The 20,379-nt window shown below is 73.9% G+C and carries 12 protein-coding genes; 4 read left to right on the top strand and 8 right to left on the bottom strand.

Annotated elements, in window-relative coordinates; translation table 11 throughout:
- Positions 1-372: 372 nt before the first annotated feature.
- The 4 genes from ACH4TG_RS23485 to ACH4TG_RS23470 form a co-directional block, all read right to left on the bottom strand.
- Entirely contained in the window at positions 373-1,605 is a 1,233-nt protein-coding gene (locus tag ACH4TG_RS23485) for an RNA polymerase sigma factor (protein ID WP_398244529.1), read from the bottom strand.
- 123 nt (positions 1,606-1,728) lie between these two features.
- Complete coding sequence (locus tag ACH4TG_RS23480) at positions 1,729-2,085, bottom strand: YciI family protein (RefSeq protein WP_398244411.1); 357 nt, start codon at positions 2,083-2,085, stop codon at positions 1,729-1,731.
- Positions 2,086-2,389: 304 nt separating this feature from the next.
- Positions 2,390-2,857 carry a GNAT family N-acetyltransferase gene (locus tag ACH4TG_RS23475; RefSeq protein ID WP_398244410.1) on the bottom strand — a complete coding sequence of 156 codons (468 nt, stop codon included), beginning with the start codon at positions 2,855-2,857 and terminating at the stop codon, positions 2,390-2,392.
- Positions 2,854-3,390: an NUDIX hydrolase family protein gene (locus tag ACH4TG_RS23470; protein WP_398244409.1), complete on the bottom strand. Its 537-nt coding sequence runs from the start codon at positions 3,388-3,390 to the stop codon at positions 2,854-2,856. Before ACH4TG_RS23470 ends, ACH4TG_RS23475 begins: the two co-directional genes overlap by 4 nt.
- A 411-nt stretch (positions 3,391-3,801) precedes the next feature.
- On the opposite strand from ACH4TG_RS23470, the gene ACH4TG_RS23465 reads away from it, so the two are divergent.
- The 3 genes from ACH4TG_RS23465 to ACH4TG_RS23455 all read left to right on the top strand — a co-directional run bounded on the left by ACH4TG_RS23465 (position 3,802) and on the right by ACH4TG_RS23455 (position 8,994).
- Positions 3,802-7,170 (top strand): lectin, encoded by a 3,369-nt coding sequence (locus ACH4TG_RS23465; protein ID WP_398244408.1) that lies wholly within the window; start codon positions 3,802-3,804, stop codon positions 7,168-7,170.
- A 239-nt stretch (positions 7,171-7,409) separates the two neighbouring features.
- Positions 7,410-7,913 (top strand): DUF1990 family protein, encoded by a 504-nt coding sequence (locus ACH4TG_RS23460; protein WP_398244407.1) that lies wholly within the window; start codon positions 7,410-7,412, stop codon positions 7,911-7,913.
- 274 nt (positions 7,914-8,187) lie between these two features.
- Positions 8,188-8,994 carry a trypsin-like serine peptidase gene (locus tag ACH4TG_RS23455; RefSeq protein WP_398244406.1) on the top strand — a complete coding sequence of 269 codons (807 nt, stop codon included), beginning with the start codon at positions 8,188-8,190 and terminating at the stop codon, positions 8,992-8,994.
- 15 nt (positions 8,995-9,009) lie between these two features.
- Here ACH4TG_RS23455 and ACH4TG_RS23450 read toward each other — a convergent pair whose 3' ends face one another.
- The 4 genes from ACH4TG_RS23450 to ACH4TG_RS23435 all read right to left on the bottom strand — a co-directional run bounded on the left by ACH4TG_RS23450 (position 9,010) and on the right by ACH4TG_RS23435 (position 15,901).
- Positions 9,010-11,082: a prolyl oligopeptidase family serine peptidase gene (locus ACH4TG_RS23450; RefSeq protein WP_398244405.1), complete on the bottom strand. Its 2,073-nt coding sequence runs from the start codon at positions 11,080-11,082 to the stop codon at positions 9,010-9,012.
- Positions 11,083-11,136: 54 nt separating this feature from the next.
- A complete protein-coding gene (locus ACH4TG_RS23445) occupies positions 11,137-11,931 on the bottom strand; it encodes a hypothetical protein (RefSeq protein ID WP_398244404.1) in 795 nt (264 codons plus the stop codon).
- Entirely contained in the window at positions 11,924-12,868 is a 945-nt protein-coding gene (locus tag ACH4TG_RS23440) for a serine hydrolase (RefSeq protein WP_398244402.1), read from the bottom strand. Before ACH4TG_RS23440 ends, ACH4TG_RS23445 begins: the two co-directional genes overlap by 8 nt.
- Before the next feature lie 213 nt (positions 12,869-13,081).
- A complete protein-coding gene (locus ACH4TG_RS23435; RefSeq protein WP_398244401.1) occupies positions 13,082-15,901 on the bottom strand; it encodes a discoidin domain-containing protein in 2,820 nt (939 codons plus the stop codon).
- A 533-nt stretch (positions 15,902-16,434) separates the two neighbouring features.
- Here ACH4TG_RS23435 and ACH4TG_RS23430 point away from each other — a divergent pair.
- Complete coding sequence (locus ACH4TG_RS23430) at positions 16,435-20,352, top strand: family 78 glycoside hydrolase catalytic domain (RefSeq protein ID WP_398244400.1); 3,918 nt, start codon at positions 16,435-16,437, stop codon at positions 20,350-20,352.
- Positions 20,353-20,379 lie beyond the last annotated feature (27 nt).

The raw sequence follows: 20,379 nt of genomic DNA, 5'->3' as shown, positions 1-20,379 counted from the left end.
CGGGTACCCCCTTGCGCCCCGGCTATCCACGGGCCCGGGCCGCTGACCTGCCCTTCCCCTGGCTCAGGGTGAATGCGGCGCGGCGCTCGGTGCCCGCAGGACGCCGCCCGATGCCGGGCCGAGCGGCTCGAAGGCACGACGTTCCCCCGGGGCGGGGTCCTGACGCGGTGCGCGAGATCCGGCCATCCAGGATCGTCCACCGGGGATCCGGCACCGAGGCCCGGACCCGGCCCTGGACCCCGCGCTCAGGCTGGGCCGCACCCCCCCGCAGGGGTCGGCGCCTCACCGCGCGCCCATGGACTTCGCGTCACGCGCCCCATCCGCAGCCGTCGTTGCGCGGTCCGGCCCGGGCCCCCGTCTCGCGCGTCCCGCTCAACTCCCCTGCAGCCGCGCCCGCACCTCGTCGAGACGGCGCACCAGGAAGTCCCGCTCGACGGCGTTGTCGGTGAGGGCCAGAGCCTCCTCGTACGCGGTGAGCGCCTGGGCCCACTTGCCGAGCCGGCGCAGGAAGTCGGCCCGGGCGGCGCTGAGATATCCGTAGGTGGCGAGCGCCGGCTCGTCGAGCAGCGGGGTCAGCGCGTCCAGCCCGGCCCTCGGCCCGTCACGCAGGCCCACCGCCACCGCTCGGTTCAACTCCACGACGGGGGAAGGCCAGAGCCGGAGCAGCACGTCGTACAGCGCGACGATCTCCGCCCAGTCGGTGGACTCCCACGACGGCGCCTCCGCGTGCACCGCGGCGATCGCCGCCTGCACCGCATAGCGGTGGGGCGGGCCGGCGGACAGCGCGCGCGTGAGCAGGTCGACGCCCTCGGCGATACCGTCGGCATCCCAGCGGCCGCGGTCCTGCTCCGCGAGCAGCACCAGGCCGCCGGACGCCGACTCGCGCGCGCCGCGGCGGGCGTCGACGAGCAGCAGCAGCGCGAGCAGCCCGGCGACGTCCGCGGCGCCCGGCAGCAGCCGGTGCAGCATCCGCGCCAGCCGGACCGCGCAGTCCACCAGGTCGGCGCGCACCAGCCGGTCACCGACCGGCGGCGCGTGGCCGGTGGTGAACAGCAGGTGCACCACCTCGCAGACGGCGTCGATCCGTTCGGGCAACTCGGCGCGCGACGGCACCCGGTAGGGGATCGCCGCCGCGGCGATCTTCTTCTTCGCGCGGGTGATCCGCGCGGCCATCGTCGACTCCTGCACCAGGAACGCGTGTGCCACCTCCGCCGTGGACAGCCCGCACACCAGCCGCAGGGTCAGTGCCACCTGCGCCTCGCGGGACAGCGCCGGGTGGCAGCAGGTGAAGACCAGGCGCAGGCGGTCGTCGGCGATCACCGGCCGCTCGGCGGTGTCCTCGGGACCGGGCACCGGGTCGTCCACCACCAGCAGCGGCAGCGCCCGCCGCCACGCCGACTCGCGGCGCAGCAGGTCACGGGCCCGGTTCCCGGCGACGGTGGTCAGCCAGCCGCCCGGGCGCGCCGGCACACCCGTGCGCGGCCAGGTCTGCAGCGCACGGGTGTAGGCGTCCTGCGCGCACTCCTCGGCCAGGTCGAGGTCGCGGGTGAGGCGCACCGTCGAGGCGAGCACCGCGGCCCAGTCCCGGCGGTGCGCCTCCGCCACGGCCTCGGCGACGGACCCGAGGTCCCCGTCGACGGGCCCGGGGAGGTCTGCGGCGGGGGACCCGGCCGGATCGGGTCCGGGGGAGTCCCCGGCAGGCACCGTCACGTCAGCCACCGCCCCGCGTCAGCCGTGCTGCACCAGGGGACGCACCTCGACCCCACTGTGGTCGTGCGCGACCTCGGCCAGACCGCTGGAGAGCGCGATCGCCTCGTCGAGGTCCCGGGCCTCCAGCAGGTAGAAGCCGCCCAGCACCTCCTTGCTCTCCAGGAACGGACCGTCGGTGATCGCCGGACTCCCGCCGGATCCGGCCCGCAGGCTGGTCGCGGTCGCCGTGGTCTCCAACTCGCCCGCCGCCAGCACCGCCGCCCCGGCCCGCGCCCGGAAGGCCCGGTGGCCCTCGTCGATCTGCGCCCGCTCCTCCGCCGACATCGCGTTCCAGCGCTGCTCGTCGCCGTAGATCAGGATCAGGTACTTCGCCATTGCGTCCGTCCCCTCGTCCGGGCCCGCCGCCGGGCCCTCCTGCGGGCCCCTCTGCGGACCCTCTCACCCATACGACGAACCCGCCGCCCCCCGATCGACACCGCCGGCCGGCCTATCCGTGAGGCGGGCGATTGCGGGGGAGGGCGATAGCGGGAGTGGCAGCAGGGGCACGGCGTGGCGAGGGGACGGCGAGGGGAAGGGCGCCGCACTGGGCGGACCCGCCCGTCCCGTCGGCCCCGCGTGCCGCCGGTGGCCGGCTCATCGTGGCGAGCCGGCCCACCCATCGCGCGGGACCGCGGTCACCTCACGTCAGCGTCAGGAGCACCTCGTCGACCTCGCCGCCGCACGCCTGCGCGAAACCGCGCTCGCGTCCCGCGATGACGAAACCGCACTTCTGCAGGACGCGGATCGAGCCGGTGTTGTCGGCCACCGCGTGGGCGAACAGAGGGCGGCCGGTCTCGATCCTGAGCAGCGCCGCCAACGCGGCGGTCGCGATGCCGCGGCCCCACCGGGCACGGTCGATCCAGTACGTGACCTCCCGCTCGCCGGGTGGGCCGTACGCGCCGGCGAGGCCGACCACCGCGTCACCGTCCAGCACCGTGCGCAGCAGACACTCGGGGTCGGCGCGGACCCGCGCCCAGTGGAGGTCGAACAGCTCCCGGTCGTAGTGGTACGCGCCCGTCACGGCCGCCATCTGCTGAGCCGCCGGGTCCGACTGGTGCGTCCAGAAGACCGGCAGGTCCTCGTCGCGCACCTCGCGGAGCACGATCACGACGCGCATCCCACGTGGGCCAGCGCCTGCTTGAGCAGGAAGCCCTGCCCGCCCGGCATCTCCGCCTGCAACTGCGGCGACGACGCCTCCTGCGGGGTGAACCACACCAGGTCCAGCGCGTCCTGCCGCGGCATGCAGTCGCCCGCCACCGGCACGACGTACGCCAGCGACACCGCGTGCTGCCGCGGGTCGTGGTACGGCGTGATGCCCTGGGTGGGGAAGTACTCGGCGACGGTGAACGGCTGGAGCGACGCGGGGATCCGCGGCAGCGCGACCGGCCCGAGATCCTTCTCCAGGTGCCGCAGCAGCGCGTCGCGCACCCGCTCGTGGTGCAGCACCCGGCCGGAGACGAGCGCGCGGCTGACCGCTCCGTCCGGCCCGATGCGCAGCAGCAGCCCGACGTGCGTCACCTCCCCGCTGTCGTCGACCCGCACGGGCACGGCGTCGACGTACAGGATCGGCATGCGGGCGCGTGTCATCTCCAGCTCGTCGGGCGCGAGCCAACCGGGCGTGGTCTGGGTCATGTCAGCCATTGGGTGATCGTACGTGCAATTTTTTTTGCCGGCTTCTCGCCTCCGGGCCCTTAAATCCGGTGTCTGCCGGTCGATCGTGCTCAGCCCCCTTGTACCTCAGCACCCTGCAAGCGAACCCGGGGGGATTGGTGTGGGTGCCCGGGGGTGTCCGGGTGTCCTGGGTGTCTGGGGTGCCCGGGGGCGTTGGTCGGGTGCGGGTGGGGCGCCACCCGGAAGGGCGCAGGTCCCGCGTGCCACGCGGGTGAAGTCATCAGGGTTCACTGCCGCCGCCATTGACACACCCTCACCATCCGCGCTCTACTCAACCCTCGTGCAGGTTGGCAACGTTGTCCGTTCCATCAGCACGAATGACAACGTTGTCGATCGGGGAGGCCATCCGTCCCCTGGCACCGCCATGCGCGAGGCATCTCTGTGCGGAGGCAATCTGTGGTCAGACAACGGCGTTTGAACGCACCAGGTTCCAGCAGCAGATTCCGCCGGCGCCTTGCCGTGGTGTCCGTCCTGGGCATCATGGCTCTGCCGCTTGCGTCCCTCGGCTCGCTCGGCTCGGCCTTCGCCGCCTCCGGGCCGGACTTCGTGAAGGACCCCGCGTCCCTGGTGAACCCGATCATCGGCACCTCGGGCGCGGTCAACACCTTCCCCGGGCCCGACATGCCGTTCGGCATGCTGCAGTGGGGTCCGGACACCACCCCGCACCGCACCCAGGGCGGCGGGTACGAGTACAAGGACAGCAAGATCTCCGGCTTCAGCCTCGCTCACGTCTCAGGGCCGGGCTGCGACGTGGCCGGGGACGTGCCGATCCTGCCGGTGAGCGGCGCCCTGTCGGGCAACCTGTCCGACACCTCCGCCTCGTTCAGCCACAAGGACGAGCAGACCGGGATCGGCTACTACGGCGTCACCGACGCCTCGGGCGTGAAGACCGAGCTGACCGACACCACCCGCTCCGGGCTGGGCCGGTTCACGTTCCCCGCCGGCGCGCAGTCGAACCTGCTGCTCAAGCTGAGCAGCGGCGCCACCACGGTGGACGGCACCCGGGTCAAGACGGTCAGCGACCACGAGGTCAGCGGCTCGGTCGACAGCGGCCACTTCTGCGGCGCGAAGAACCGCTACACGCTGCACTTCGACATCAAGTTCAACCAGTCCTTCACCGGCAGCGGCACCTGGGTCGGCAGCACCGTCAACCCGGACGCGACCTCGCTGAGCCAGGGGCGCGCCGCGCAGACGCCCGCCTCGCACGCCGCCGGCCCGCTGCACGAGAAGCACTTCACCGTGCCGTCGCACCCCGCGCCGGTCGTGCACGGGAGCCAGACCGCGGCCGCGGCCGCCGCGCCGGTCACCGGCGCCAACGGGATGTACCTGACGTTCGACACGTCGAAGAACGCGACGGTGACCGCCGCCGTCGCCATCTCCTACACCAGCGACGACAACGCCGCGGCCAACCTCTCCTCCGAGGTCAAGGGCTGGAACTTCGACGCCATGCGCCAGGCCAACCACGACGCGTGGAACGCGCTCCTGGGCCGGGTGAAGATCGGCGGCGGCAGCCACGACCAGCAGGTGCAGTTCTACACCGCGCTGTACCACACGCTGCTGCACCCCAACACGTTCTCCGACGTCAACGGCGAGTACATGGGCATGGACGACCAGGTCCACAAGCTCGCCAAGGGCCAGCTGGCGCAGTACGCCAACTACTCCGGCTGGGACACCTACCGCTCGCAGACGCAGGCCATCGCGATGGTCGCGCCGCGGCAGACCAGCGACATCGTCACCTCGATGCTCAACGGCTACGACCAGACCGGTCTGCTGCCCAAGTGGGCGTCGAACAACGGCGAGAGCTACGTGATGGTCGGCGACCCGGCCGACGGCATCATCGCCGACGCGTACGCCTTCGGCGCCCGTGACTTCGACACCGCCCACGCCCTGGAGGCGATGGAGCACGAGGCCACCGCGCCCAACCAGAACCGCCCCGGCCAGGCCGTGCGCGACTCCTACGGCTACCTGCCGCTGGACCAGTCCGGCTACCCGTGCTGCAACTTCTACGGCCCGGTGTCCACCCAGCTGGAGTACGACACCGCCGACTATGCGATCGCGTCGTTCGCCAAGTCGCTCGGCAAGGCCGCGGACTACCAGAAGTTCGCCGCCCGGGCGCAGGACTGGATGAACGTCTTCAACCCGCAGACCGGCTACATGCAGGGCAAGAACAAGAACGGCCAGTTCGCGGGCGGCTTCACCCCGGGCACGTCCAACGGCTTCGTCGAGGGCACCTCGGCGCAGTACACGCCCATGGTGCCGTTCGACGTCTCCCAGCTGATCGTCGCCCGCGGCGGTGCGGCGGCCTACTCCTCGTACCTGGACGGCCTGCTGGGCAACATCAGCGACCCGGGCGGCACCAACGCGGACCTGAGCAACGAGCCGAGCCTGGAGATCCCCTGGGAGTACAACTACCTGGGGCAGCCGTGGAAGACGCAGGCGGCGGTCCGGCAGGCCCAGCAGAAGCTCTACTTCAACGCGCCCGTCGGCTCGTTCGGCAACGACGACCTGGGCGCGATGAGCTCCTGGTACGTCTGGTCCTCGCTCGGCATGTACCCGGAGACGCCGGGCACCGACACCCTGGTGCTGGGCAGCCCGGCCTTCCCGGTCGCGCAGGTCACCTTGGGCAACGGCAAGGAGGTGCGGATCAACGCGCCGCAGGCGGCCCCCGACGCGCCGTACGTGCAGTCGCTGAACGTGGGCGGCAAGGCCTACGCCGACAACTGGCTGACGTTCGGGCAGTTCCAGAAGGCGGGCTCGCTCGACTTCACCCTGGGCACCACGCCGAACACGTCGTGGGGGTCCGCCGCGGACGCGGTCCCGCCGTCCGACACCACCGGCGGCGGCCGGGTGCTGGCGGCCACCGGGCCGACCAGCGACGGGCTGATCGTGCCGCCCGGCACCAGCAGCCAGGGCACGCTGAAGCTGACGAACCTCGGCTCCTCGGCGGTGACCGTCGACTGGGCCGCGCACGCGCCCGACGGGGTCACCGTGGGGACCGCCTCCGGTTCGGTGACCGTCCCGCCCGAGGGCAGCGCCGAGGCGCAGGTGCCGGTCACGGCCGGCGGCAGCGAGGGCTCGTACGCGGTGACGTTCTCGCTCACCAACCGGGCCGGCGGCACCGACCTCGGCGGTGCGACGCTGCGGGTGGCGATCGCCAAGCCCGGCGAGCTGTGGCCGTACGAGACGAACGAGGGCATCTACCCGGACGGCACCCACTTCTCCGGCGGCTTCGACGACGGCGGCTGGGCGTACTCGCAGGACGCGCTGAGCGCGGCCGGGGTCACCGGCGGCAGCCACGTCACCGCGGACGGTGTCACCTACACCTGGCCCACGCCGGCCGCGGGGCAGTTCGACAACCTGGAGGTCGCCGGGCAGACCCTCCCGCAGCCCGCGGGCAGCTCCGGCGCGTTCCTCGGCCTGCTGGGCGCGGCGACCAACGCCCCGACGGACGGCAGCGGCGTCCCCGGTGAGCTGACCGTCACCTACACCGACGGCAGCACCGCCAAGGCGACGGTGACGTTCTCCGACTGGACGCTCAACGGCGGTTCCAGCCAGCCGGTCGCGGGCAACACCGCAGCCGTCACCACCGGCTACCGGAACACCGGCAGCGGCGGCCGGGACACCGTCAAGGCGTACGTCTTCGCCGTGAAGGTGCCGCTCGACGCGTCGAAGACGGTCGCCTCCGTCACGCTGCCGGTCACCGGTGCCAGCGGCACCGTGCACCTGTTCGCGCTGGGCTACGGCCAGTGATCCACGCCGCGCCGGGGCCCTCGGCCCCGCGCGCGGCCTGGGCGCCGCCGGCCCGTCCCGCCGGCGGCGCCCCGCGAACCGGAGCCTGTTCCCCGCGACCACACCCCGCGGGGAACAGGCTCCCCCCTCACGACCCATGAGGTGCGCGATGCGCACCTCCACCAGCACCGCCACGCGCGCCACGTCCCGGGCCCGGGGTCAATCCCGGCTGGGGGCGTGGCGCGCTGTACGGTGCCCGCATGCAGGACCTGACCTACCCCTGGCCCGGCATCACCGCCGAGGACGAGCGGCCGGCCCCGGCCGGATTCCATGCGCTGCGGCTGCGGACCGCGCTGCCGCCGGGCACGTTCGAGTCGGCCGCCGACGCGCTCCTCGGCTGGCGTATGCACCGGGCCGTGCCGCTGCTGACGGTCGTTCCCGAACAGCCGCAGGCCGCCGCCGGCGTGGGCGTGCTGCTGCGCCTCGGGCCGGTCGCGGCGCCGTGCCGGGTGGTGTGGGCGGTCCGCGACGAGCACCGGGCCGGCTTCGCCTACGGCACCCTGCCCGGCCATCCGGAGTCCGGCGAGGAGGCGTTCGTGCTCAGCCGTGCGGAAACAGGCGGCCCGGTGGTCTTCACCGTCGTCGCCGTCAGCCGTCCCGCCGCCTGGTACGCGCGGGCCGCCGGCCCCCTCGGCCGCCGGCTCCAGCGCACGATCGCTTGGCAGTACGGCCGCGCGATGCGCGCGGTGGCCGGCGGGCCGTGAACGCCGGGCCCGGGGGAGCCGGGCCCGGTACGCGTCGGGCTGCTGTGACAGGCGGGACGGGGCGGCGCCGGGTCCCCGCGGGAGCCGGGACCGGGGGCGCCGGGCACAACTCCCTTGTGGGAGCGGCGGCCGCGACCCTGTGAACCGCACCCCCGGCCCTGTTCCGCGAACCGATCAAGGGGGTAGCCTTCCCCGGTCGCGCCGCCTCCGGCCGCCGGGTGCGGCCGGCCCGCGGGTCCCCGCCGAGGCGGCCGTTCCGACGAAGGGTCCACGTATGCTCAGGTTCTCCCGTGCGCGAGTGCTCGCGGTCCTCGCACCGTTCCTGGTGGCGACCGGGATCGCGGCCGCCCCCGCCCTGGCCGACCCGCCGGCGCCACCCGGGACCCCGACCGCCACCTCGTTCGACGGCATATCCACCGTGGGGCCGCTGTTCCGCCACGGACTGGACCAGAACCACGGCTGCACCGCGAGCGTCGTGGCCAGCCCCGGCCGTGACCTGCTGCTGGCCGCCGCGCACTGCGTGTCCGGCACCGCCGCCGGCTGGCAGTTCGCCCCCGGCTACCGCAACGGCCAGACCCCGTACGGCGTGTGGACCGTCACCCGCGCCTATGTCGACCCGCGCTGGATGAGCAGCCAGGACCCGCAGTACGACTACGCGATCCTCCAGGTCGCCGAGCAGTCCGTCGACGGCCGGCGGACCGCCCTGCAGGACGTGACCGGCGGCAACGTCCTCGGCCAGGCACCGCGCGCCGGCCAGACCGTGACGGACGTGGCCTACAACGCCGGCATCGACGACAGCCCGATCAAGTGCACCACCTCCGTCTACTACACCGACGGCTTCCCCGGCTTCAACTGCCACGGCTACGTGGGCGGCAGCAGTGGAAGCCCCTGGCTCGCCAAGGTCCCGGGCACCGGCCTCACCGAGGTCGACGGCCTCATCGGCGGCCTCCACCAGGGGGGTTGCTACGAGTACACCTCGTACTCCCCGGCCCTGACCTGGCAGGCCTACCGGCTCGTCCTGCGGGCCACGCTCGGACTCAAGCCCGACGTCGTACCGGTCGCCGGCAGCGACGGCTGCTGACCGCTCCCGGCGCCGTCACCGCGGGCCGCCGCCGGCGCGAGCGGCATCCACCCCCAAGTGCCTTTGCAGGAAGTCCCGTTGGCGCTGCAGTAGGTAGCCGGTGGTGACCGCCCCGAGCACCTGGTGGCCGACGCCGCGCAGCAGCAGCACCTCGTGCGGGTGCCCCGCGGCCAGCAGCGCGGCGGACAGCCTCCGGGTGTGGGACGCGGGCACGTTCGCGTCGTCGAGCCCGTGGACGAGCAGCAGCGGGCGGGCCGGCCCGTTCGCGTCCGGCGCCAGCGCCCCCGCGTCGTACCGTTCGGGGAAGGCGTCCGGGAGGCCCAGGAACCGCTCGCGGGACCGGGCGTGGTAAAGGCGCGGGTCGGTGACCCCCGAGGCGGCGACCCCGGCATGGAAGCAGTCGGGGCGGCGCAGGACGGCGAGGGCCGCGAGGGTCCCGCCGAAGGAGGAGCCGCGGATGCCGACGCGGCCCAGGTCGAGGTCGGGGCAGCGCGCCGCCGCCTCCCGCAGGGCCGTCACCTGGTCGTCGAGGACCGGCCCGAACAGGTCGCCGTGCACGGCGCGTTCCCAGTCGGGGCCGCGGCCGGGCGTGCCGCGCCCGTCGGCCACCAGCACCGCGAAGCCCTGTTCGGCGAACCACTGCGACAGCGGGACGCGCCAGTCCGGCGCCGCGGTCACCCGCTGCCGGCCGGGCCCGCCGTAGGGGTCGAGCAGGACCGGCAGCGGCCCGCTGCCCGTGCCGTGCCAGGACGGCAGGTACAGGTCCGCGCGCAGCGCGCGCGGGCCGAGTTCCAGCCGCGTCACCCGCGGCCGCGTTGCGGGGTGTTCGGCCACCGACGCCACGTGCCGCGGCGGCTGCCGGTCCCGCACCACGGTGGCCCGCCCGTGCGGGCGGACGCCGTCGGCGAAGAGCAGCAGCGTGCCGCCGCGCCGGGCTCCTGAGTGCACGCCCGGCGTCCCGCTCAACCGCCGCAGCCGGCCGGTCCGGGCCTGCCACTGCCACAGGTGCGTCTGCGCCGGGTCGTCCGAGGCGGTGAAGAGCACGTCGCCGCCGTCCGCGCCGAGCACGGCGCGCAGTTGGAGACCGGGCGGGGTGATCCGCATCCCGTCCACGGTGAGGAACCTGGTGCCGCCCGCGTCCTGATGGGCGAGGATCGCGCCCGACGAGGTGCGCGCCGGCAGACCCGGCACCAGGTGCACCCAGGGCGCGTCGTGCTGCTCGGCGAGGACCGCGGTACGGCCGTCCGCCGGGTCGATCCCCACGGTGCGGAGCCGGTCGTGCGTGCGGGACTGCACGGCCGCGAACGGGCCGTGCCGGTCCCATCCGGCGCCCGCCAGGTAGGGGAACTCCGCAGGATCGACGTCCACACGGGTGCGGGTCCCGTCAAGGCAGGCCACCCACAGCGTCACTTCGGCGCACGGCTCGCCCGGAGCCGTGTAGCGCACCGCCCGCGGTCGCGCTCCGGGACCGGCGGGGGCGCCGAGTTGCCGCAGCGGGACCCGGGCCGAGTCCACGCGCGCGACCAGCAGCCGGTCGCCGCCCGGCGCCCACCAGAATCCGCGCGGGTCGCCCGGCGCGACATCCGCAGTGTGCTCGCGGGCGCCGAACTCCACGTCGGGGCCGTCCGGTTCGGCGACCGCGCGGTCCCCGGTCCCGTCCGCCTCGATCACCCGCAGGGCGCCGCCCGCCGTGTAGGCCACCCGCCGCCCGGCCGGATCGGGGCGCGGGTCCACCACCGGGCCGACGGCCGGCAGTTGCCGCGCCCGCCCCCCGCCGACGTCCACCACCCACAGCCCGCCCGCCATCGTGAACGCCGCCGACGCGCCGCTCTCGTCGGCCGCGTACGAGGCGATGCCCTGCCCCGCCGTCCCGCCGCACAGCTGCGCGGGGTCGGCGAGCACCCGCTCCACCCCGGTCCCGACGTCCAGTGCCCACAGGCACGCCACCGGATCGTCCCCCGCCCGGCTGCGCAGGAACAGCACCGTCCCGCCGTCCGCGGACACCGTGAACCGCCGGGGATGCCCGAGCGTGAACCGCCGCGTCCGGACGAGCTGTTCGGGCAGGGAGTCCGCGTCCGTGGTGGCCATTCCCGCAGCCTGTCACGAGGCACGGGAATGCGACAAGTGTTCGAGTCGCCGTGGTCAGTCGGCGGCCTGCGCGGCCCCTCGGTGCTCCTTGGCCATGTCCCGCGCCATCTCCGCGAGGAGCTGGACCTGCGCCGAGGTCAACCGCCGCGCTTCCCAGTACAGTTCGCGCGTGTCGAGAACCTTGGGTGACGGAGGTGGCGGCACCTCGTCGAGGACGACGTCCGCCAGTGCGGCCAGTTCCGGTGGGTCGATGCCGAGCACATGGGCGAAGTCCGTCACCCGCCGGGGCGTGAGCTCCGCGCGGTTCGAGCCGATGAGCTGGTAGGTGGACGCCGACAGGCAGGTGGGCGTGAGCAGGGCCATGGTCTGTGCCAGGCCCATGGGGCCGAGGTTGCGGTACCGGAGCATGCGGACGATCCAGTTGCCGGGATCGCCCGTCGGCTGCTGGAGCCACTTCGGGGCGAACGGCCCACCCCGGTCCTTCTGCGGCAACGACCGTGCCGCGAGCAGGAGTTCGCGCCGTTCCGCCGAGGAGAGCCGCATGACGACGTCGTAGGCCAGGGACGTGACCCATCGGTGGGCCTGAGCGTCCAGCGGCGCCAGGTCCTCCGGCACCGGCACCCCGGCGAGGACGAACACGTCGACCGCGTGGTACCCGAGCGCGGGAGCCAGGCGCCGCAGCGCCTCCTCGCGCGGGGTCTCCCCGGACAGCGCGGCCCGGACATCGGCCTCCTCGCACCCGGCGCGGGCGGCCAACGCGCCCGCGCCGAGCCCCCGGTGGCGCAGCAGTCGTCCGAGCGGCTCCCCGAAGCCGGGGTGCGCGGACGGCGGCGCCGGAGTGTCAGACACGGGCGGCCGCCGCCGGGCGGTTCAGGGTGCCGGGCGTGTGGACGGGGCGGGCCGGGCGGCCGTACGGCTTTCCGGCCGCGGACTTGGGGTTCAGGTCGCGGTGCACGACGCGGGCGACGGCCTCGATCGTGGCGATGCCGTAGTCCATCGTGCTGTCGTCCTGCGTCAGGACGACGATCGCGTAGTCGCGCCCGCCGCCGGTGAACGCGCCCACGCTGTGCACCCGCCAGCCGTGGGTGGCGCGCGGCAGCCAGCCGTTCTTCACGTGGACGGTCACGCCTGCCGGGGTACCGGCCGGCACGCCCCAACGCTGCGACGAGACCACCTTGTTCATCAGGTTCAGGGCGTAGGACCGCGAGTCGGCGCCCAGGACGGAGTTGGTCGAGGTGAGCAGGGCCATCAGCTTCAGCTCGTCGCGCGCGGTGATCTGGGTCAGGCCCCAGTAGCCGTCCGCGCCCGGCGTGGTCTGCGTCATGCCCGCCAGCGACAGGAAGTGCTTGATACGGCTCACGCCGAGCTGGCTCCACAGCGCGGTGGTCGCGTCGTTGTCGGACCTGGTGATCATCGCGGTGGTGAGGCTGACCTCGCGGGAGGTCAGGGAGCGGCCCGCCTCCTTGGCCTGGCGCAGCAGCGCGGCCAGCACGGTGACCTTGACGGCGCTGGCCGAGTCGAAGCGGCGGCTCGCGTCGAGCGTGCAACTGGTGCCGGTGGTGCGGTCGTAGAGGGCGACGGCGGTGGTGCTGCGGCGCCCGTGGAGGGCCGCGGTGATGTCCCTGGCCAGGCTGGGCGCGATCCTGGCGCGCGCGGACGAGCAGACCACCTGCGGGGTCGCGGCGGCGGCCGGCACGGCCTCCGCGATGAGCGGCAGCAGGGTGCCGGCGGCTATGGCGAGGGGCAGCGCTCTTCGGGCGCCGCGTGATGCCGGGCGTGGACGCATGGGCTCGGTTCCGTTCTGCTCGTCGTGACCGGGTACACCGGCACGGCCCCCACGCGTGCCTCCCCTGCCCGCGAGCCCGCCCCGCACCCCCTTGCGGCGCGCCGCCGCGTACGCCGGCCCGCCCCCCGAGATGACGAACGGGCCCGCCGCAAGGTTGCACGCGGCGGGCCCGGTCCTCAGTGGTCGCCGCGGCGGGCGCGACAACCACCCGGCCTACGGCGTCAGTTCGGCGACCCGGGTGAAGGCGCCGTTCTGCGTCTGGTCGGCGGTCACCACGAGCCGGACGGCCGTGGCGGTGACGGGGGAGTCGAACGGGATCCAGCGGTCCAGCGCGGAGTTGCCGGTCACCTCGGCCCGGGTCACCCACGACGAGCCGTCGAAGGTCTGCACGGTGAAGTCGGTCGGGACGCCGTCGATCATGGAAGCGAACCCGACGCCGTGCAGGGTGACCGGGTCCGGCGCGGTCACCGTGAGCGTGTCGGGGTACGCCCCCGACGTGTCGTCGTTCCAGAAGGTGGCCGGGTCGCCGTCGATGGCGTTCGCCGGGGCGTAGGTGCGCGTCTGCCCCTCGTACACGTTCGGTGCGTGGAAGCTGGACGCCGTGGCCGTCGTGCCCTTCGGCCAGGCACCGAACACCAGCAACTGGGCCGTGGCGCGGGCGGTCGCGCCGCCGCCGGACGCGGTGAACGCGACGGACTGCGGTCCGCCCGCCGCCCCGGCCGGCGCGTGGACGGTGACCGGCACGACGGTGTCGGTCGGGCCGTTGCGGGTGTCGAGGGTGAAGTCCGCGGGGTCCGCGGTCCATCCGGCGGGCAGGTCCGCCGCGACCGAGCCGTGCACCACGGTGTCGCCGGTCGCGCTGACCGTGACCGGAACCGTCACCGAACTGCCCGCCTGCAGCGGCGCGGTGGGCGCGGCGGTGACCTCGGCGCCCAGTGCGGTCGCCACCCGGCCGAGAGCCTGGCTCTCGATGTCGGCCTTCGCCGGCACGCCGTGCAGGACGACGTAGTCGCCCTCGGTGTGCGCGCCGTAGGCCAGCCCGCTGCGGCCGTTCCACACCATCTGCCCGTTGACCGTCACCCGGGTCCTGGCGCCGAAGGTCGGGACGTCGACCTCCGCCACCGCGGCGGCCGGCGCGTCCACCTTCTCGGTGAACGTCCGGTCGGACACGTCGTGGTGCCAGGACAGCCGGATGTCGCCGAGCGGGGTCTTCAACGAGCCCTGTGCGGACGCCAGATCGCCCGGCTGGGGACGCAGGGCGTAGCCGCCGGTGATCGACTGGGGGCGGATGCCCAGCACGTAGAAGGTCAGCGCGGACGTCGGGCCGGTGGCCCAGCCGTGCGCGGCGCTCATGTACGCGCCGCCGTAGCCGAACTGGCCGTTGGCGAGGTAGCCCTCCCAGAACGTGCTGCCGGTGCCCAGCGGCGAGTTGAGCATGTAGCCCCACTCGCGGCGCATCAGGTCCAGCGCGCGGGTCGCGTCACCGGCCTCCAGGTGGGCCTGGAGCTCCATCGAGCCGGGGAACGTGCCGATCTCGCCGTTCTTCTCCGGCGTGGTGGCCCCGTAGGCGTTCCAGTTGCGGGTCAGCGCGGCGCTCACCCGGCGCGCCCGGTCCTGCGGCGCCAGCTGGAACCACACCGCCGCGGAGTTGCCGTCCTGCGGGTGCAGGGAGCTGGCCGGGTTGTCGCGGTACTGTCCCGCCGCGTCGTCCCACAGGCGGGAGTTGACCGCGTCCTTGAGGGTGGCCGCGGTGGCGGACCAGCTGGACGCCGACTGCGCGTCGCCCTCGACGCCCGCCAGCGCGGCGCCGGTCACCAGGGCCTGGTAGAGCAGCGAGTTCGCCTCGATGTTCTCGCCGCCCTGACCGCCGCGCGCCCAGTCCGCGGTACCGGTCACGGACATCAGCCCGTCCGGCTGGACCTTGGCGAGGGAGAAGGCCAGGGCGCGCTTGTACGCGGCCCACTCGCCGTCCAGCCACGCCTTGTCGTGCGCGTACTGGTAGTAGTTCGCGGTGCCGATCAGCGTCCACAGGTGGTAGGTGTCCGAGCCGTAGAAGTTCACCTGCGGTCCGGCGAAGGGGAGTTCACCCGAGGCGGCCTGGTGCTGGTACAGCGTGGTCAGGGCGTTGCGGGTGGGGGTGAGGTCGCCGAGCGAGGCGTACTCGGTGGGCACCGAGACCCCCAGGTCGCCCGGCCACACCGTGCGGTCGCGCTTGGCGCCGTCGACCAGCACCGTGTCGCCGGTGCCGACGGTCGCCCCGTTGTTCCAGCCGGTCGCCGGCGGTCCCCACACCCGGCCGGAGGTCGGCGCGATGGTGTTGGCCTGCACGGTGTAGGCACCCGCGTACCAGATGCGGTTGAGCAGCGGGTCGCTGGAGGAGAAGGAGTTGTCGTAGGCCCGCAGGTCCTTCATGGTCGGCGTGAAGGTGATCGCGAGCGAGACCTGGTCGAGGGTCACCGGCGTGCCGGACGTGCCGAAGAGCGTGAGGTAGCGGAACCCGCCGCGCAGCGACGCCGCCGGCATGGTCCACGTCGAACCCGCGGTGACGTCGGCGAAGATGGCGCCGTCGCTGCCGGACCCGCCGTTGCTCGCGTCGCTGGTGGTGCCGATGTACTGCGACGACTCGGTGAACGCCAGGCCCAGCCGGGTTCCCGCGGTGTCGGCGCCGGTGAACCGCAGGCTCACCAGGCCGCCGACCTCCTTGCCGAAGTCCAGCGTGAGCGAGGAGTCGGCGCCGGTCAGCGTGGTGGGCCGCCCGTCGAGCACGGCGGCCGGGTCGGTGACCGAGCCGGTCGTCCGCGTCACGCGGACCGGCGTGACCGTGCGGCTCGCCGGCGCGAAGTTGGGGGAGTCCCCGGGCCGCGCCGACGCGGCGGCGGCCGGGCTGCCCGGCGGGGCGTCGGAGGCGGTCGATGCGGCGGACGCGGTGGCGCCGGCCGCCGGCAGCCCGGCCAGCGTGATGCCGGCGAGTGCCAGGCAGATGCCGAGACGTCTGCGGCCGCGCGGACGGACCGCGGGGTGAGGCGTGGCCATGAACAGCTCCAGAGGGCCGAGAGGGAAAGAACACCGGAGTGAAACGTTTCATCTCCGGGAATACGCCGCGGAATATACGGAGCGGTTTGTGCACGGTCAAGGGGTGCGGCACGGGTTCGCGCGACCCGGTGCGGAACGGTCCGCGGCCACCGGCGCGATCCCGAAGCGGCCTCGATGCGATGGAAGACGTTTCAATTCGCCGTCCGCCGGATCGGCCGAGTTTGGGCCGTGCACACCTCTTGACCATGAGTCAGCGGCGAGCCTAAGTTCTCGGGCACTGACTTGAATCGTTATATGACCGTCCGTGAGCTGCCACGGCGGTCGACGCGGCCGCCACCGGGCACTCCGGTGCGGGCCGCAACCGCCGCAGGCGGAGCGCCACTTGGCTGAATCGTTTCCAGTCCCTGAGGAAGGGGTGTCCCATGCCATGGCCTGGGCTCCGGCGAGCACGACGGTCCCGCGGCGCCGGCGGCGCTGCGACCGCCGCGGTCGCCCTCGCGGCGGGAGCCGCACTCGTCGCCACAGCACTGGCGGTGCCCGCTGCAACGGCGGCCGCCGCCGTGCCCGCGGACACCGGCGACTCCGGCCCGCTCGCGCCGACCGGCCTGCGGGTCGACGGGCAGGGCCCGGGGCTGCCGGCCGGCGAGGGCCGCCCGACGCTGTCCTGGACGCTCCACGACACCGGCCGCGCCCAGGCGCAGACCGCCTACGAGATCCGGCTCGGCCCCGCCCCGGGGACGCCGGGCCCGCACAGCCACGACGCGACGTGGGACTCCGGCCGGACGGCCTCCGCGGAGTCCACCGGAGTCGCCTACGGCGGCCCGGAGTTGAGCAGCGACCGCAGCTACAGCTGGTCGGTGCGCACCTGGAACAGCCAGGGCCGGCCGTCCCCGTGGTCGGCACCCGCCACCTTCGACACCGGTCTGCTGCACCCCGCCGACTGGTCCGCGTGGTGGATCCAGGCCGACGACGGCGCGCTGCTGCGCGGCGACGTCGACCTCGACCGCCCCGTCGCCCGCGCCCGGCTGTACTTCGCCGCGCAGGGCCTGGCGGAACCCCACCTGAACGGCGCCGTCGTCGATCCCACCGAGGTCCTCGACTCCTCGGTCACCGACTACGCCACCCGCACCCTGTACCGGGACCTGGACGTCACCACCCTGCTGCGCCGCGGCGCCAACACCCTGGCGTTCATGGCGGGCAAGGGCCAGGCCACCGGGCGTCCCGCGGTCGTCGCCCAGCTCGACGTGACCTACGCCGACGGCTCGCAGACCGTGTTCGGCACCGGCCCCGGCTGGAAGACCACCCCAGGCCCGGTGACCGGCGATGACTTCTACTACGGCGAGACCTACGACGCCCGCAGGGCCGTGGCCGGCTGGGACGCCCCGGGCCTGGACGACACGTCGTGGGCCGGCGCCCGCGCCATAGCCCCCGCCGCCCACCCGGTCAGCCTCGCGCAGGGCAGGCCGGTCACCGCCCTCGACACGACCTCCTGCTGCGGCTGGTCGCCCGCCGCCCTGACCGACGGCGTGGACGGCTCGTCCGACGCCTCCCAGGGCTACCACTCGGCCATCCAGCAGAGCGCCGACCACACCGAGTGGGTGCAGACCGACCTCGGCGCCGACCGCGCCGTCCGGCAGATCCGGCTGTTCCCCGCCCGCCCGACCAACGACCCGGCCGGCGACTTCAAGGCCGCCGGCTTCCCGGTCCGCTACAAGGTCGAGGTCAGCGACGACCCGTCGTTCGCGACCGCCACCACCGTCGCCGACCGCACGGACGCCGACCAGCCGTCACCGGGCACCGAGCCGGTCACCCTCGCCGCCGACGCCACCGCCCGGTACGTGCGCGTCACCGCCACCAAGCTGCCCTGCATCGGCACCAGTTGCACCTTCCGGCTGGCCGAGCTCGGCGTCTACGGCGCGCAGCCCGCCACCGGCTACTCCGCGTTCACCCGGCTGGAGGCCGACAGCGCACCCCCGACCAGGGTCGTGCGCACCCTGACCCCGGTGAAGCAGACCCGGCCCGCCGCCGGCTCCCGCGTCTACGACTTCGGGGAGGACGTCACCGGCTGGGTGACCCTCACCGCGACCCAGCCGGCCGGCACCGCCGTCGCCGTCAAGAAGGGCGAGATCCTCGACTCCGGCGGGCACGTCACCACCGCCAACATCAGCTTCTCCGCCAGCGATCCGCCGCGCCAGACCGACCACTACACCTTCGCCGGCACCGGCAAGGAGAGCTACGCGCCGCACTTCAACTACTCCGGCTTCCGGTACGCCGAGGTGACCGGCCTGCCCGACGACGCGGACATCACCGTCACCGCCCAGGTCGTGCACACCGACGTCGCCACGACCGGCAGCTTCAGCACCTCCGACCCGCTGCTCAACTCCATCCAGGACGCGGTCGCCTCGACCCAGCTCAACGACCTGCAGTCGATCCCGCTGGACTGCCCGACGCGCGAGAAGCACGGCTGGCTCGGCGACGCCGGGGACTCCGACGTCGAAGCCATGGCCAACTTCGACATGCAGTCCTTCTACGCCAAGTGGCTCGGGGACGTGGCGACCAGCATCAACCCCGACGGCAGCATCCCGTCGGTCGCCCCGGCCAACGGCGGCCAGAACTCCTGGCGCACCGACCCCGCCTGGGGCTCGGCCTACCCGCAGATCATCTGGGACGCCTACCAGAGCTACGGCAGCACCCGCCCCATCACCGACCACTACGCCCAGGTGAAGGCATGGGTGGACTACCTGGGCACCATCAGCGACGCGGACCACATCGTCGTCCACTCGCCGACCTCGTGGGGTGACGACTGGGTCGCCTCCGTCAGCACCCCGCACGACTACTTCCAGACCGGCTTCTACTACCTCGACGCCCAACTGCTGGCGAAGATGGCCCGCGTCGTCGGCAACAGCGCCGACGCGGCGCGCTACAGCGCGCTCGCGACCGACGTCGCCGCCGGACTGACCAAGCGCTACTACGACGCCGCCACCGGCGTGTACGCCAACGGCACCCAGCTCGCCTACGCGATGCCGCTGATGCTCGGCATCGTGCCGGCCGGCCGCGAACAGGCCACCGTGGACCGGCTGGTGCAGGACATCGCCGCCCACGACGACCACCTGACCACCGGGTTCGTCGGCTCCACCATGGTCTTCCAGGCCCTCGGCGCCTACGGCCGCAACGACGTCGCCCTGGCCGTCGCGCAGCGCACCGACTACCCGAGCTTCGGCTACATGGTGCAGCAGGGCCCGGGCACCATCTGGGAGAAGTGGCCGAACTCCTCGGCCCCGGACGGGACGTCGTCCAAGGACCACATCGGCCTCGGCGGCTCGATCGGGCAGTGGTTCTACCAGCAGCTCGGCGGCATCCAGCCGGGCACCTCGGGCGGCGGCTACCGCACCCTGACGCTGGCCCCCAGCGTCGTCGGCGACCTGACCCGGGCCTCGGCCCGCCAGGAGACCGCCCGCGGCACCGTCGTCAGCGACTGGCAGCGCGACGGGAGCACCCTCACCTACCACGCCGCCATCCCCGTCGGCGCGACCGCGACCATCGAACTCCCGCTGCTCGGCGGCCCCGGATCGGTGGTGCGCGAGAGCGGCCGGACCGTCTACGCGGCCGGCGGCACCGCCCAGCAGGACCCGGGTCTGACCGTCGGACGGGCGAACGGCGACACGCTGACCCTGACCGCCGGCTCCGGCGACTACACCTTCACCGTGGTGCCGCCCGCCAAGCCGTTCACCCAGGTGTCGGTGACCGCCGCCCAGGCGGCCGCGGCGCCCGTCACCGCCGGCGGCAGCGGCGAGCTCACCGCGGTCGTGGAGCAGCACTCCACCGGCGGCGGCGCGTCGGCTGTCAGCGCGGACGTGCCCGAGGGCTGGACGGCGACGCCCGACCCCGCCCAGATCCCGCTGACCCCGGGCGCCACCGAGACCCGCACGACGATCCGGATCGGCGTGCCCCAGGGCACCGCGGGCGGCGTGTACCCGGTGGCGCTGAAGGTGCGGGCGCCCGACGGGACGACCGCCACCACCAGCATCGACGTGCCGGTCTTCGGCCGCTGGGCGCAGGGCACCACGGCGTCGGCGTCCAGCTGGCACGCGCCCAACGTGGTGAACGGCGCCACCCGCACCTACGTGCCGGCCAACGCCGTCGACGGCGACCTCGGCACCTTCTGGAACGACGACACCCAGGGGCAGTACCCGGACACGCTGACCGTGACCGCACCCGCGGCGGTCCCGCTGCACGGCGTCGGCTTCGCCTCCTTCAGCGACGGCGTCCCGACCGACTTCACCGTGCAGACCTGGGACGGCAGCAACTGGGTCACCCAGGCCACCGTCACCGGCAATTCCGCGGTCTACCGCTGGATCCCGTTCGGCTCCGCGATCACCACCTCCCAGGTCCGCCTGACGGTGACCGGGACCCAGGACGGCTTCACCCGGGTCGCCGAACTCACTCCCTGACCGACGCCGCAGGCCGCCGCACGGCAC

It is taken from the genome of Streptomyces sp. NPDC020917 (genome assembly GCF_044333795.1).
Taxonomy (GTDB): Bacteria; Actinomycetota; Actinomycetes; order Streptomycetales; family Streptomycetaceae; genus Actinacidiphila.
This window is presented reverse-complemented; position numbering and strand designations above follow the sequence as displayed.

Coding starts and splice junctions, on each gene's coding strand:
- ACH4TG_RS23440 (WP_398244402.1), bottom strand. CDS start 12,868: ATGCGTCCACGCCCGGCATCACGCGGCGCCCGAAGAGCGCTGCCCCTC.
- ACH4TG_RS23455 (WP_398244406.1), top strand. CDS start 8,188: ATGCTCAGGTTCTCCCGTGCGCGAGTGCTCGCGGTCCTCGCACCGTTC.
- ACH4TG_RS23435 (WP_398244401.1), bottom strand. CDS start 15,901: ATGGCCACGCCTCACCCCGCGGTCCGTCCGCGCGGCCGCAGACGTCTC.
- ACH4TG_RS23460 (WP_398244407.1), top strand. CDS start 7,410: ATGCAGGACCTGACCTACCCCTGGCCCGGCATCACCGCCGAGGACGAG.
- ACH4TG_RS23480 (WP_398244411.1), bottom strand. CDS start 2,085: ATGGCGAAGTACCTGATCCTGATCTACGGCGACGAGCAGCGCTGGAAC.
- ACH4TG_RS23450 (WP_398244405.1), bottom strand. CDS start 11,082: ATGGCCACCACGGACGCGGACTCCCTGCCCGAACAGCTCGTCCGGACG.
- ACH4TG_RS23470 (WP_398244409.1), bottom strand. CDS start 3,390: ATGGCTGACATGACCCAGACCACGCCCGGTTGGCTCGCGCCCGACGAG.